This window comes from Pseudomonas sp. Q2-TVG4-2, assembly GCF_013620795.1.
Lineage (GTDB): Bacteria > Pseudomonadota > Gammaproteobacteria > Pseudomonadales > Pseudomonadaceae > Stutzerimonas.
Genome location: NZ_LGLW01000001.1, coordinates 234,565 through 247,342, shown reverse-complemented (window position 1 = coordinate 247,342; position 12,778 = coordinate 234,565). Strand labels below are relative to the sequence as shown.

Here is a 12,778-nt window from a genome sequence, read left to right as displayed (position 1 = left end):
AGGGGAAGTCAACCCTCTGCAGATCAGAGGACTTGGACGATCGCGTCGGTGACGTGGTCCAGATTGCGATGATTCAGAGCCGCTGCGCAGATACGCCCGGTGCCGATGGCGTATACGCCGAACTCGACGCGCAGGCGCTCGACCTGAGCTGCGGTAAGGCCGGAGTAAGAGAACATGCCGCGCTGCTTGGCGACGAAGCTAAAGTCCTGCTTGGCGCCTTTCTCGGCCAGTTGGCGGACCATGCTCAGGCGCATGTCCTGAATACGGGTGCGCATCTCGCCCAGTTCGGTTTCCCACATCGCGCGTAGTTCCGGGCTGTTGAGCACGGCCGACACCACGGTGGCGCCGTGAGTGGGCGGGTTGGAATAGTTGGTGCGAATGACGCGCTTGATCTGCGAAAGCACACGTGCCGATTCGTCACGGCTCTGCGTGACCATCGATAGGGCACCGACACGTTCGCCGTACAGCGAAAACGACTTGGAGAAGGAGCTGGAAACGAAGAAGCTCATGCCTGATTCAGCGAACAGCCGTACGGCGGCGGCGTCTTCTTCGATGTTGTCGCCGAAGCCCTGATAAGCGATGTCAATGAACGGCACGTGGTCATTGGCACGCAGCACTTCGAGGATCTGTTTCCAGTCCTCCGGCTGCAGGTCAACGCCGGTCGGGTTGTGGCAGCACGCGTGCAGCACGACGATCGAACGGGGCGGCAGGTTTTTCAGGTCTTCCAGCATGCCGGCGCGGTCAATGCCGTGGCTGGCGGCGTCATAGTAGCTATAGTTCTGCACGGGAAAACCGGCGGACTCGAACAGCGCACGATGGTTTTCCCAGCTCGGGTTGGTAATGGCCACGACCGCGTCCGGCAGCATGCGCTTGAGGAAGTCGGCGCCGATCTTCAGTGCGCCAGTGCCGCCCAAGGCCTGAGTCGTGACCACGCGACCGCCGGCAACCAGGGCAGAGTCGGCACCGAACAGTAGGCCCTGCACGGCCATGTCATAGCTGGCGATCCCTTCGATCGGCAGATAGCCGCGAGGGGCGTTCAGCTCCAAGCGGGCCATCTCGGCGGCGGCAACAGCGCGCAGCAGGGGAATGCGGCCTTCTTCGTTGTAGTAGACGCCAACGCCCAGGTTGACCTTGTTCGGCCGCGTGTCGGCATTGAAGGCTTCATTGAGGCCGAGGATCGGGTCGCGCGGCGCCATTTCGACAGCGGAGAACAAACTCATGGTGGGAAGGCTCGAAGAGAAGGAGGTAAATGAAACAGCACCCTCGCTTCGGCGCGGAGGGTCGTGCGCAAACGGGGCAGGAGTATAACGGGCCTGGTCCTTCGTCGCGATATGCTAGGGCGGTTTTTCTGATGACGCGGGGCTGTTTTGTTGCCCATTTGCCTCGCTTGCGCTGTGCTGACAGGCGACGCACTTGATATCCCCGACGGCGCCCGCATTGAATGGCGAGTCGTTCGGCGTCCTGCAGCGCACTGCTGCACCTCGGGCGCTGCGAACGCTGCAGAAGCGCCTAATCGCTCGGTGTTCGGGCGGCTTGCAATCATAAGAGGTCGATATGTCGCAGTTCGAATTGGTCACGCGTTTCAAGCCCGCCGGTGACCAGCCTGAAGCCATTCGGCAGATGATCGAAGGCATCGAGGCCGGGTTGTCGCATCAGACCTTGCTGGGCGTGACGGGCTCCGGCAAGACCTTCAGCATTGCCAACGTCATCGCTCATGTGCAGCGACCGACACTGGTGCTGGCGCCGAACAAGACCCTGGCCGCTCAGCTCTATGGTGAGTTCAAGGCGTTCTTCCCGAACAACGCGGTGGAATACTTCGTTTCCTATTACGACTATTACCAGCCGGAAGCCTATGTGCCGTCGTCCGATACTTTCATCGAGAAGGATGCCTCGATCAACGACCACATCGAACAAATGCGGCTGTCGGCGACCAAGGCGCTACTGGAGCGCCCGGACGCGATCATCGTTACCACCGTCTCCTGCATCTATGGCCTGGGTGATCCGCAGTCGTATCTGAAAATGGTGCTGCACGTCGACCGGGGTGATCGCCTTGATCAGCGCGAGCTGCTGCGTCGCCTGACCGGCCTGCAATACACCCGTAACGACATGGATTTCGCCCGTGCGACGTTCCGCGTGCGTGGCGACGTGATTGATATCTTTCCCGCCGAATCCGATCTCGAGGCGGTGCGCATCGAGCTGTTCGACGACGAGGTGGAAAGTCTGTCGGCCTTCGATCCGCTGACCGGCGAGGTGATCCGCAAACTGCCGCGCTTCACCTTTTACCCCAAGAGCCATTACGTGACGCCGCGCGAAACGCTGCTGGAGGCCATCGAGAAGATCAAGGTGGAACTCAAGGATCGGCTCGATTATTTGCGAGCGAACAATAAGCTGGTGGAGGCGCAGCGGTTGGAGCAGCGGACCCGCTTCGATCTGGAGATGATCATGGAGCTGGGTTATTGCAATGGCATCGAGAACTACTCGCGCTACCTCTCGGGGCGCGCATCGGGGGAGGCGCCGCCGACGCTTTATGACTATCTGCCGGCCGATGCGCTGCTGGTAATCGATGAGTCCCACGTCAGCGTGCCGCAAGTTGGTGCAATGTACAAAGGCGACCGTTCACGTAAGGAAACGCTGGTTGAGTACGGTTTCCGCCTGCCTTCAGCGTTGGATAACCGGCCCATGCGTTTCGACGAATGGGAAGCCATCAGCCCGCAGACCATCTTCGTCTCGGCGACCCCGGGGCCTTACGAGGCAGAACATGCCGGGCGGGTAATCGAGCAGGTGGTACGGCCGACAGGCCTGGTCGATCCGCAGATCGAGGTGCGGCCGGCATTGACTCAGGTCGATGACCTGCTCTCGGAAATTACCAAAAGCGTCGCCAAGGAAGAGCGGGTACTGGTGACGACCCTGACCAAGCGGATGGCTGAAGACCTGACAGATTACCTCGGCGATCACGGAGTTCGGGTGCGCTATCTGCACTCGGATATCGACACCGTCGAGCGGGTGGAAATCATCCGGGATCTTCGCCTGGGTGTATTTGACGTGCTGGTCGGAATCAACCTGCTTCGCGAGGGCCTGGACATGCCAGAGGTATCGCTGGTGGCGATCCTCGATGCGGACAAGGAAGGTTTTCTGCGCTCCGAGCGCTCGCTGATCCAGACCATCGGCCGTGCCGCGCGTAACCTCAACGGCCGGGCGATCCTCTACGCTGATCGCATCACCGGCTCGATGGAGCGGGCCATGGGCGAAACCGAGCGTCGCCGCAACAAACAAATCGCCTTCAACGAGGCGCACGGCATCGTCCCTAAGGGTGTGTTCAAAGATGTCCAGGACATTCTTGAAGGTGCCACGGTGCCGGGATCGCGCAGCAAGAAACGCCGAGGCGAGGCGAAGGCGGCGGAGGAGGCCGCACGCTACGAGAACGAGCTGCGCTCACCAAGCGAAATCACCAAGCGGATTCGTCAGCTGGAGGAGAAGATGCTCGCCTACGCACGCGACCTGGAATTTGAGGCCGCGGCGCAGACCCGCGACGAAATCCATAAGCTGCGCGACCGCCTGCTGCAGGTCTGATCGCTTGGTTGCACGTGGTCATCAAGTGACCACGAGTGGGCCTGTCGGGCTCTATGCGCTCCCGCACGCAGCGTATTTCAGTAGAGGGTGCGTCGATGCCTGTCACGGATCTTGTCTGGTGGAGCCGGTAGAGGTGCGCCTGTTAACATCGCGCCTTCTACAAGCGCTGATCGGCGATGAGCAGCATGGACGTCGCCAGCCGCTGTGTTTTCCTTGTGCTCCCGATTCGAGAACATCATGACCACCGTTCGCACCCGTATCGCGCCATCTCCCACCGGCGATCCTCACGTAGGCACCGCGTATATCGCGCTGTTCAACCTTTGCTTCGCTCGCCAGCACGGCGGCCAGTTCGTCCTGCGTATCGAGGACACCGATCAGCTGCGGTCGACGCGTGAATCTGAGCAGCAGATCTACGATGCGCTGCGCTGGCTGGGCATCGAGTGGGACGAGGGTCCGGATGTTGGCGGCCCGCACGGTCCGTATCGGCAGAGTGAACGTGGCGAGATCTACAAGAAGTATTCCGATGAGCTGGTCGCCAAAGGCCATGCCTTCCCCTGCTTCTGCAGTGCCGAGCGCCTCGATCAAGTGCGCGCCGAGCAGATGGCCAACAAGGAAACGCCGCGCTACGACGGCCATTGCATGCACATCGGCGCCGATACCGCGCAGCAGCGCATCGCGGCGGGCGAGTCCCATGTGATCCGCATGAAAGTACCGACCGAGGGCGTCTGTCAGGTGCAGGACATGCTCCGTGGCACGGTTGAGATCGGCTGGGATCGCATGGACATGCAGGTCCTGATGAAGGCCGACGGATTGCCGACCTACTTCCTCGCCAACGTCGTCGATGACCATCTGATGGGCATCACCCACGTGTTGCGCGGCGAGGAGTGGCTGCCGTCCGCACCGAAGCTGATCAAGCTCTATGAATACTTCGGCTGGGAGCAGCCGCAGCTGTGCTATATGCCGCTGTTGCGTAATCCGGACAAGAGCAAGCTGTCCAAGCGCAAGAACCCGACATCAGTGACCTTCTATGAACGCATGGGCTTCATGCCTGAGGCGATGCTCAACTATCTGGGGCGCATGGGCTGGTCCATGCCTGATGAGCGCGAAAAATTCACCCTGACGGAAATGATCGAGCACTTCGACATTAATCGCGTGTCGCTGGGCGGGCCTATCTTCGACGTCGAGAAGCTGTCTTGGCTCAACGGCCAGTGGCTGCGCGAGCTGTCGGTCGAGCAGTTTGCGGAGCAGGTGCAGAAGTGGGCGTTCAATCCCGATTACATGATGAAGATTGCCCCGCATGTGCAGCAGCGTGTGGAGACATTCAGCCAGATCGCTCCGTTGGCGGGCTTTTTCTTTTCGGGTGCGCTCAACCTCGACCCGGCACTCTTCGAACATAAGAAACTCGATCCCACCCAGGTCCGTCAGGTACTGCAGCTCACGCTGTGGAAGCTCGAAGCGCTACGGCAGTGGGACAAGGAGCGCGTTACAGACTGTATCCAAGCCGTCGCTGCGCATCTGGAGCTGAAGCTGCGCGACGTGATGCCCTTGATGTTCGCTTCTATCACCGGTCAAGCCAGTTCGGTGTCGGTACTCGATGCGATGGAGATAATTGGTCCGGACCTGACTCGTTTCCGTCTGCGTCAGGCGCTAGAGCTGCTAGGGGGCGCATCGAAGAAAGAAGTGAAGGAGTGGGAAAAGCTGTACGCATCGATGGTCTGACCTGCTTTTGAGTGGCGGCATGCACTTGTGCCGCTTCATAAGGTTTCGCTGTCGCCACTCGTCGGCGGTAAGTATTTGTTCTGATGCCAGAAAATCTTCGAGTTGAGGGAAAAATATCGTTGACACTGTGCAGGACCGCACCTAATATGCGCCCCGTCCTCGAGATGGGGCTATAGCTCAGCTGGGAGAGCGCTTGCATGGCATGCAAGAGGTCGACGGTTCGATCCCGTCTAGCTCCACCAATCTCGATTGCCACACCGGTCGGTTCGATCGGTTGCCTTTGAAGGGCTTTGCGTCCCCTTCGTCTAGTGGCCTAGGACACCGCCCTTTCACGGCGGTAACAGGGGTTCGAGTCCCCTAGGGGACGCCATTATTCAGAACGCGAAGCGTAAGCGGCGCGAGTCGGGAGACGTTAAATCCGGGGCTATAGCTCAGCTGGGAGAGCGCTTGCATGGCATGCAAGAGGTCGACGGTTCGATCCCGTCTAGCTCCACCAATCCACGACGGGTCGTAGCGGTTTTCGCGATCTGTTCATCGAAGGTTTCGTCCCCTTCGTCTAGTGGCCTAGGACACCGCCCTTTCACGGCGGTAACAGGGGTTCGAGTCCCCTAGGGGACGCCATTTTTTTTGCCCGTTTTGGGCATCAAAGGGTCATTTCTAACGAAGTGGCCCTTTTTGTTTTGGGCGCGATTTAAATCGGCTGCAGCCGTTGACAGGCGCTTTCATCAGCCTGAAACGATAAAAGGCGCTGAATGGCCCGTCATCAGAAGATGACCGCCTGCGTGACATTCATGAACGTCTGGCTTCCAATAGGTATGGCCGCGATCCGACGGCGCACAGCACAGCGAGGGGTATGCATGATCTGGGACCAGACCGACGCGTTCATCATCGACTTCACCGTCGAGGCCGAACATATCGATGAGCTGGGTCATGCCAATAACGCGGTGTACGTGTCTTGGCTGGAGCGGTGCGCGTGGCAGCACTCGCAGAGCCTCGGGCTGGGGCTAGAGGACTATCGTCGGCTGGATCGTGCAATGGCGGTGCTCAGGCATGAAATCGATTACCTGGCGGCGGCCTATCGGGGTGATCGCCTGCAGCTGGCGACTTGGATCGTCGATTCGGATCAGCGATTGAAAATGAAGCGCACCTTTCAGCTGATCAGGCCCGTCGATGGCGCAACCTTGCTGCGTGCCCAGACTACCTTTGTCTGCATCCAGCTATCGAACGGCAAGCCCAAGCGAATGCCGGCGGAATTCGTCGAGGGGTACGGCAAGGCATTGGTCCAGCCTTATCCCCTCGAGCTTTAACCCGCCTTTGGGCTGGGGTCATTTGCGCGCAACCCGCAGAGACGAGCCGGTTTCGCGCAAGACGGCGTTCCTCATCGCTTATTTGGAGCAGCCAAACTGCGCGACTCGTGCCTTGTCTCACGCAAAAAACCGGCTCCGTCGCGACCGCGACGAAACGGCAACAGACCCTAGCGCTGTTCCGGCTTGCTGGTATCGGCGTCGCGGCGTTCTTCGGCGTCTTCGCGCCAATCATCCTGCACCTCGTTTTTCATTTTCTGATCCATGGTTTTGCCGTCTTTCCCGACATTAGCGGTATTGGCGCGCTGATGGTTCTCGCTCATGGCGCTGCCGTGGGTATCACCCGTTGTGCCGTGAGCGTCGTCATGCATGTCGTCCTGATTGGCCATCGCGCCGGTGGCAACAAGGCTGGCGAAGATTGCAGCGGTCAGGGGTATGGTTTTCATAAGATCCTCCGGTATTGGGATATTAGGTCCTACCTCCCTAATTCCGACTCGGTGCCTGGAGTATTGTTCGCACGCCTTGAGTCGAGTGGTCCAGTAGTGTCCTCGTCGAGCGACGGATCAGCGATAATGTTCGCCGGCCCGTCCCCGTCCGCTGCAAGTCGTCTGCGATGAGGGCGTTCATTGGTGCAGCTACGAGTTTCCCGCCGTTAATCCGACCCGAAAAATCATCCATGTCGATTGCGACTGCTTCTATGCAGCCATCGAAATGCGTGACGACCCCAGTCTCGCAAACCGGCCAATTGCGGTAGGTGGGCTGGCAGATCGTCGTGGCGTGATTGCCACCTGCAATTACGAAGCGCGTGCGTATGGTGTGCGCTCGGCGATGGCATCCGGGCATGCGCTGAAGCTCTGTCCGGATCTGCTGATCCTTCGGCCCCGTATGGATGCCTACCGGGAAGCATCGCGTGAAATACAGGGGATCTTTCGGACCTATACCGATCTGATCGAGCCTCTGTCACTCGACGAGGCCTATCTAGACGTGACGGGTTGCGAGCATTTTGCCGGCAGCGCCACCCGCATTGCCCAAGACATCCGCCGGCGGGTCTGGCAGCAGCTGCGCATCACGGTTTCCGCAGGCGTTGCGCCGAACAAGTTTCTCGCCAAAATCGCCAGTGATTGGAACAAGCCGGACGGACTGTGTGTAATCACTCCGAATCAGGTCGATGAGTTCGTGTTGGCGTTGCCGGTCAACAAGCTGCATGGGGTCGGCCGGGTCACGGCGGAAAAGCTGAAGCGACTGGGCATCCATACCTGCGCCGATCTGCGTACCTGGAAGCGCTTGGACCTGGTCCGGGATTTCGGCTCGTTCGGCGAAAGGCTGTGGGGACTGGCACATGGGATCGACGAGCGGTTGGTCCAAGTGGAAAGCCGTCGCCAGTCAGTCAGTGTCGAAAATACCTATGATCGCGATCTGCCGGATCTCGCTGCCTGCCTCAAGCGATTGCCGGAGCTGCTCGAACAGCTCTCCAAGAGGATGGCGCGGCTCGATAGCGGTTATCGGCCGGGCAAGCCCTTCGTCAAACTGAAGTTCCACGATTTCACCCAGACCACATTGGAGCAGGCGGGGGCTGGCCTCGAACTTGAGGATTACGCCGATTTGCTCGCCGGCGCTTTCGCGCGCGGCAAGCGCCCGGTGCGGCTGATCGGCGTCGGCGTGCGGCTGATTGATCTGCGCAGCGGGTTCGAGCAGCTTCGACTGTTTTAGATGCCCCGGTCGTTTCCGCTACTGCTCCGTCTACCTACGCCCGCGCTTGTTATGCGCCGCTCCAAGCGGCGCGAATGGAGCAGCCGTCGTATTCCGTGCCGCTCATCGGCCTACCGAATCTTTTAGCTGCAGGGCGACGAATGGGTTAGCCGTGGATATCGATCCGGCGGCATATCAGCCAGTTATGCTGCTTTTTTGACGTAACAGCCGCTGAATCTGGCGCGCGACATTATTTGGACTCGCCGATGCATTTTGTTAGAGTCTCGCTCGCTGGGCGATGGCTATTTGATATCAGCTCGGAGAGCTAGCCAGAGAACCGCTTGCTTACGCGTACCCGAACCACCGAGTCGTGCCAGGAGTGTCTTTCCCAATGGATTTGTTTTTCAAGCGTCGCAAAGCCGCCGCAGGCAGCCTGCTAGGCATCGAGCCTGGGCCGCAAGGCATTGCGCTTGCACAAATTCAGCGCGCTCATGGCGAGGCGCCGCGGTTGCAGCGTTGCGTCTATTTGGAAGGCAAGCCTGAGGTTCAAGCCGAACTGCTCAAACAGGCTGTTGCTGATCATGGCTTGAATGGCATGCCCGTCAACGTCTTGCTGCATCCTTCCGCTTATCAAATGTTTCTGTTGGAAGCGCCTGAAATTCCAGCCGACGAGCTACGTGACGCGATGCGCTGGCGTGTCAAGGATCTGATCAGCGAGCCACTGGAAGACGTTGTCATTGATTGTTTCAGCCTGTCCGAGGATGCCTATCGCGGCCGCACGCGCATGGTGTACTGCGTTGTGCTGAGCAAATCTCGAATGAACGGGGCTCGCTCGTTGGTGCAGCACGCCGGCCTGACCCTGGCGAGCATCGACATTACCGAAATGGCCTTTCGCAACCTGGGACTGCTGGCTGGCGCGGACGCAGTGAATTTGGCATTGCTGCGTCTGCGTACCAGTGAAGGACTCGTCACCGTCCAAAACAGTGTCGGCCTCTATATGGCGCGGCGTATGGAGCACGGACTGGCGCGGGCCGAACAGGATCTGGCCGGCATGACGCTGGAAATACAGCGCTCACTGGACTACTACGAAAGCCAGTTAGGCAAAGGCTATATAAGCCGCCTGCTACTGCTACCCATGAAGCAGGATGGTGAACGCACTCATCAGGCGCTTGCCGCCGGGCTTGCGGTCAATCTGCAGCGGCTGGACCTACGTGACCTGTTTCCCGGCCAGCCGGCGAGCGATCTTCCCGAGTCGAGCCAGGCCTTCTGTATTGGCGCGGTTGGCGCTGCCCTCCGCCAGGAAGCGAGCTGATGCAGAACATCAATCTGTATCAACGCGAACGCCGGCGTGGCGGTGGGCCACGGCCGCGTCAGATGCGGCTGGGAGCAGCTCTTCTTGTCGCCGCGCTAAGTATCCATGGCGCCTGGCAGGGTTGGCAGCTGCATGCAGCCCGCGTTGTTGCCAGGCTGGCCGAACAACAGGCTATACAGGCCGAAGCCACGCTCGAAGCGATCAAGGCTGACTTTCGTGAACCAAGACTCGATCCGAAGCTACCCCAGCAGCTGGCCGAGCACGAGGCGGAAAATCACGAGCTGGAGCGTTTGGCCGACCATCTGAAAGCACTCGATGCCCAGCGCAGTAGTGGCTTCGCGGCGCTGCTGCAGGGCCTTGCTGATCGACACCCACCGCAAGGGCTCTGGCTGACGCAGATTCGCCTGCACTCCGGCGGTGACGATCTGGCGCTTCGGGGGCTGACCCAGGACCAGGAACTCCTTCCGCTTTATTTGCAAAGCCTCGGTCAGAGCACAGCGTTCCGTGGCCGGAACTTCGCACATTTAGATCTTCAGCGAGACGGGCAGGATCTGCTGCGTTTCCGGTTGTCCTCACAGGCAGTGGAGCAGGGCGATGAATAAGCTCGCGCAGCACTGGCAGAACCTGGCGCCACGCGAGCAGTGGCTGACTTACGGTGCGGGCCTGGCGCTGCTGATCATGCTCCACGTGCTGTTGGTCGCTGAGCCGTTGGGTTTGCGGATTACCGCTGAAGCCAATCGGCAAAATGAGGCCCATGCCCGCCAACTCGCGGCCGACAACCACTTGCTGGAGATCCAGGCCAAGCTCGTCACCGATCCCAATCTGAGCTACCGGCAGGCACTGGCGACAGCGCAGGCCAGCCGTGATGAATTGCTGCAGCGCATTGATGTGGAAACCAGCACGCTGGTGTCCCCGGCGAAGATGAAGGCCTTGTTGCAGGATCTGTTGCGCAATCAGGCAAAGCTCAAGCTGGTTGCCTTGGAAAGCTCGTCTGCACCGCTCGCCCTGCCTACATCTGCAGTGTCCGAACCGAAGGAGAAGATGCCGCCGGTGGTGTTCTATCGCCATGGGCTGCGCCTGACGCTGGAAGGTGGTTATTTCGATCTGCTCGGCTACCTCAATGCGATTCAGGCCAGCGGCTGGCGCCTGCATTGGGACACTCTGAATTACGAAGTGGGGGAGGGTGGTGCCAATCGGGCTCGCGTCACGCTCGATCTGCATACCTTGAGTCGCGATGCGGGGTGGGTTGGTGTTTAAGTTTGCCGTCAAGATCCTCGGCCTGGCTTCGCTGGTCGCCTCCGCACCTGTGTTCGCACTAGACCCGACCCAGCCGCCCGCCGGACGAGTCGTCGGCGACGCGCCAACCGAGGCGACCTCGGTGTTGCGCTTGCAAGCCATTCTGCGCAGCGGAGGCCGCGCTCACGCCGTGATCGACGGGCAGACCCTAAAGGTCGGCGATCACCTTGGCGACGCCCGCATTTCCGCGATCCGCCCGCACTCCGTCGTCATCGATCGCCACGGCCGGCAGCAAGAGCTGCGTCTGAGCGCCCCCATCATTCAAACGAGCCGTACCCAACCATGATGCCGACCCTGACGTCTCGCTTCGGCGTGTTGAGCCTGTTTTGCCTGCTTTCCGCTTGCCAGACCTTTGAAGATGGCGACAAGCGTTTGTACGAACAGAGCAACCGCCTGTTCGACGAAAGCCTGGAACAGAGCCAGCGAAAGGTTGCGCCGCCGGCGTCGGTTCAGGCAGGTCTGATTCCACCGTTGGCGATGGGCGACAGCCGCATCATAACGGGACCACGTTTTGATGTGGCAGTCAGCGACATGCCCGCTCGTGAGTTTTTCCTGAGTCTGATGGATAGCGCCGGCGAGAACCTGCTGGTGCATCCTGGCGTGACCGGAAATGTGACCTTCAGTCTGCGCAACGTGACCCTGGAAGAAACCCTGGCGGCTGTTCGCGACAGCTACGGCTACGATTACCGCCGCACAGCTTATGGCTATCAGATCCAGCCGAATCAGGCGATCACCCGAACCTACGACCTGGATTATCTCAACGTTCAGCGCCAGGGCATGACCGACACGCGGGTCAGCTCGGGTCAGGTGACCAGCAGCGACAACACTGGCGTCGGCGCGGCCGGCACCACTACCAGCAGCACCTCATCGACCGTCAATGCCAGCCAATTGCTGACCACCAGCAACGTGGATTTCTGGAGCGAAGTGCGCGCCGTGATCGAGATGATGATCGGCGGCGAGGAGGGTAATCAGGTGGTCGTTAATCCGCAGAGTGGGTTGCTCGTGGTGCGTGCGTCCAGCGCAGACCAGCAGGCGGTGGAACGCTTTCTGGTCCAGGCGCAGCGCAACCTGCAGCGTCAGGTCATTCTCGAAACGAAGATTCTCGAAGTGAATCTATCCGACGGCTTCCAGTCCGGCATCAACTGGGCGCAGCTCGGCAGCATGGGCAACGCCGATTTCAGTCTCGGCGTGCAGGGCGATGCCTTGAGCGGCCCGAACAATGTTGGCGGCGTGTTCAGCGCTGCCGTACAGGTCGGCGACTTCACCGGTGTACTGCAACTGTTGGAGACTCAGGGCGAGGTGCGCGTGCTGTCCAGCCCGCGGATTTCTACCCTCAACAACCAGAAGGCGGTCATCAAAGTCGGTACCGACGAGTTCTTCGTGACCGATGTCTCGACCACCACCACTTCACTCGTGGGCGGCACCACCGCACCGGACCTGGACATCACTCTGACGCCGTTCTTCTCCGGAATTTCTCTCGACGTTACACCGCAGATCGATGAGAGCGGCCAGGTCACGCTGCACGTACGGCCCACCGTGAGCCGCGTGGAGGACCAGAACAAGAGCATCCAGCTGGGAGGCTCGGATAACGTCTTCAATTTGCCGTTGGCGCTCTCGACCACACGCCAGTCCGATTCGATCGTGCGCGCTCGCAGCGGCCAAGTTGTCGTCATTGGCGGCCTGCTGGAAAACCGCAATACCAACACCGATGCCAACATTCCCTGGGCGTCGAAGCTGCCAGTGGTAGGCACGCTGTTCCAGCAGCAGCGCAAGGCGTTGCAACAGACCGAACTGGTCATCCTCATGCGGCCGCAAGTCGTGGACGATCAGGTCTGGCTGGATGAGCTGCGCAAGTCCGCCGAATCCTTCCGGTCGACAAGGTAACGGC

11 protein-coding genes and 4 tRNA genes are annotated in these 12,778 nt (G+C 60.1%); 13 read left to right on the top strand and 2 right to left on the bottom strand.

From position 1 onward, the window contains the following. Positions 1-23 precede the first annotated feature (23 nt). The gene (locus H3028_RS01235; RefSeq protein WP_181295250.1) at positions 24-1,220 is read right to left on the bottom strand and encodes an amino acid aminotransferase; all 1,197 of its coding nucleotides are present in this window, start codon (positions 1,218-1,220) and stop codon (positions 24-26) included. Positions 1,221-1,554: 334 nt separating this feature from the next. Between H3028_RS01235 and uvrB the strand changes: the two genes are divergently transcribed. From uvrB to H3028_RS01200, 7 genes are all read left to right on the top strand, one after another. Next, positions 1,555-3,570 carry an excinuclease ABC subunit UvrB gene (uvrB, locus tag H3028_RS01230; protein ID WP_181295249.1) on the top strand — a complete coding sequence of 672 codons (2,016 nt, stop codon included), beginning with the start codon at positions 1,555-1,557 and terminating at the stop codon, positions 3,568-3,570. Positions 3,571-3,807: 237 nt separating this feature from the next. Next, entirely contained in the window at positions 3,808-5,289 is a 1,482-nt protein-coding gene (gltX, locus tag H3028_RS01225; RefSeq protein WP_181295248.1) for a glutamate--tRNA ligase, read from the top strand. Positions 5,290-5,455: 166 nt separating this feature from the next. Next, positions 5,456-5,531 (top strand) — tRNA-Ala (locus H3028_RS01220). Between the two features lie 52 nt (positions 5,532-5,583). Beyond that, positions 5,584-5,659 (top strand) — tRNA-Glu (locus tag H3028_RS01215). 50 nt (positions 5,660-5,709) lie between these two features. After that, positions 5,710-5,785, top strand: a tRNA-Ala gene (locus tag H3028_RS01210). Positions 5,786-5,834: 49 nt separating this feature from the next. Beyond that, positions 5,835-5,910, top strand: a tRNA-Glu gene (locus tag H3028_RS01205). Between the two features lie 236 nt (positions 5,911-6,146). Then, positions 6,147-6,596: a thioesterase family protein gene (locus tag H3028_RS01200; protein WP_181295247.1), complete on the top strand. Its 450-nt coding sequence runs from the start codon at positions 6,147-6,149 to the stop codon at positions 6,594-6,596. 167 nt (positions 6,597-6,763) lie between these two features. Here H3028_RS01200 and H3028_RS01195 read toward each other — a convergent pair whose 3' ends face one another. Continuing rightward, positions 6,764-7,039, bottom strand: coding sequence for a hypothetical protein (locus H3028_RS01195; RefSeq protein WP_181295246.1), 276 nt, complete (start codon positions 7,037-7,039; stop codon positions 6,764-6,766). A gap of 223 nt (positions 7,040-7,262) precedes the next feature. On the opposite strand from H3028_RS01195, the gene dinB reads away from it, so the two are divergent. The 6 genes from dinB (at position 7,263) to mshL (ending at position 12,774) form a co-directional block, all read left to right on the top strand. After that, positions 7,263-8,303 carry a DNA polymerase IV gene (gene dinB, locus H3028_RS01190; RefSeq protein WP_309109520.1) on the top strand — a complete coding sequence of 347 codons (1,041 nt, stop codon included), beginning with the start codon at positions 7,263-7,265 and terminating at the stop codon, positions 8,301-8,303. 370 nt (positions 8,304-8,673) lie between these two features. Then, the gene (locus H3028_RS01185; RefSeq protein ID WP_181295245.1) at positions 8,674-9,594 is read left to right on the top strand and encodes an MSHA biogenesis protein MshI; all 921 of its coding nucleotides are present in this window, start codon (positions 8,674-8,676) and stop codon (positions 9,592-9,594) included. Then, positions 9,594-10,196, top strand: coding sequence for a PilN domain-containing protein (locus tag H3028_RS01180; RefSeq protein WP_181295244.1), 603 nt, complete (start codon positions 9,594-9,596; stop codon positions 10,194-10,196). Before H3028_RS01185 ends, H3028_RS01180 begins: the two co-directional genes overlap by 1 nt. Beyond that, positions 10,189-10,851: a type II secretion system protein GspM gene (gspM, locus tag H3028_RS01175; protein ID WP_181295243.1), complete on the top strand. Its 663-nt coding sequence runs from the start codon at positions 10,189-10,191 to the stop codon at positions 10,849-10,851. The genes H3028_RS01180 and gspM overlap by 8 nt, the downstream gene beginning before the upstream one ends. Then, positions 10,844-11,176, top strand: a complete 333-nt coding sequence (locus H3028_RS01170) for a Type II secretory pathway component (RefSeq protein WP_309109509.1) — start codon at positions 10,844-10,846, stop codon at positions 11,174-11,176. The genes gspM and H3028_RS01170 overlap by 8 nt, the downstream gene beginning before the upstream one ends. Further along, a complete protein-coding gene (mshL, locus tag H3028_RS01165; protein WP_181295241.1) occupies positions 11,173-12,774 on the top strand; it encodes a pilus (MSHA type) biogenesis protein MshL in 1,602 nt (533 codons plus the stop codon). Before H3028_RS01170 ends, mshL begins: the two co-directional genes overlap by 4 nt. Positions 12,775-12,778: the final 4 nt, after the last annotated feature.

What these genes read in the sequence shown, in the direction of transcription:
- H3028_RS01235 (WP_181295250.1), bottom strand. Translation starts at nt 1,220, where the DNA reads ATGAGTTTGTTCTCCGCTGTCGAAATGGCGCCGCGCGACCCGATCCTC.
- uvrB (WP_181295249.1), top strand. Translation starts at nt 1,555, where the DNA reads ATGTCGCAGTTCGAATTGGTCACGCGTTTCAAGCCCGCCGGTGACCAG.
- gltX (WP_181295248.1), top strand. Translation starts at nt 3,808, where the DNA reads ATGACCACCGTTCGCACCCGTATCGCGCCATCTCCCACCGGCGATCCT.
- H3028_RS01200 (WP_181295247.1), top strand. Translation starts at nt 6,147, where the DNA reads ATGATCTGGGACCAGACCGACGCGTTCATCATCGACTTCACCGTCGAG.
- H3028_RS01195 (WP_181295246.1), bottom strand. Translation starts at nt 7,039, where the DNA reads ATGAAAACCATACCCCTGACCGCTGCAATCTTCGCCAGCCTTGTTGCC.
- H3028_RS01185 (WP_181295245.1), top strand. Translation starts at nt 8,674, where the DNA reads ATGGATTTGTTTTTCAAGCGTCGCAAAGCCGCCGCAGGCAGCCTGCTA.
- H3028_RS01180 (WP_181295244.1), top strand. Translation starts at nt 9,594, where the DNA reads ATGCAGAACATCAATCTGTATCAACGCGAACGCCGGCGTGGCGGTGGG.
- gspM (WP_181295243.1), top strand. Translation starts at nt 10,189, where the DNA reads ATGAATAAGCTCGCGCAGCACTGGCAGAACCTGGCGCCACGCGAGCAG.
- mshL (WP_181295241.1), top strand. Translation starts at nt 11,173, where the DNA reads ATGATGCCGACCCTGACGTCTCGCTTCGGCGTGTTGAGCCTGTTTTGC.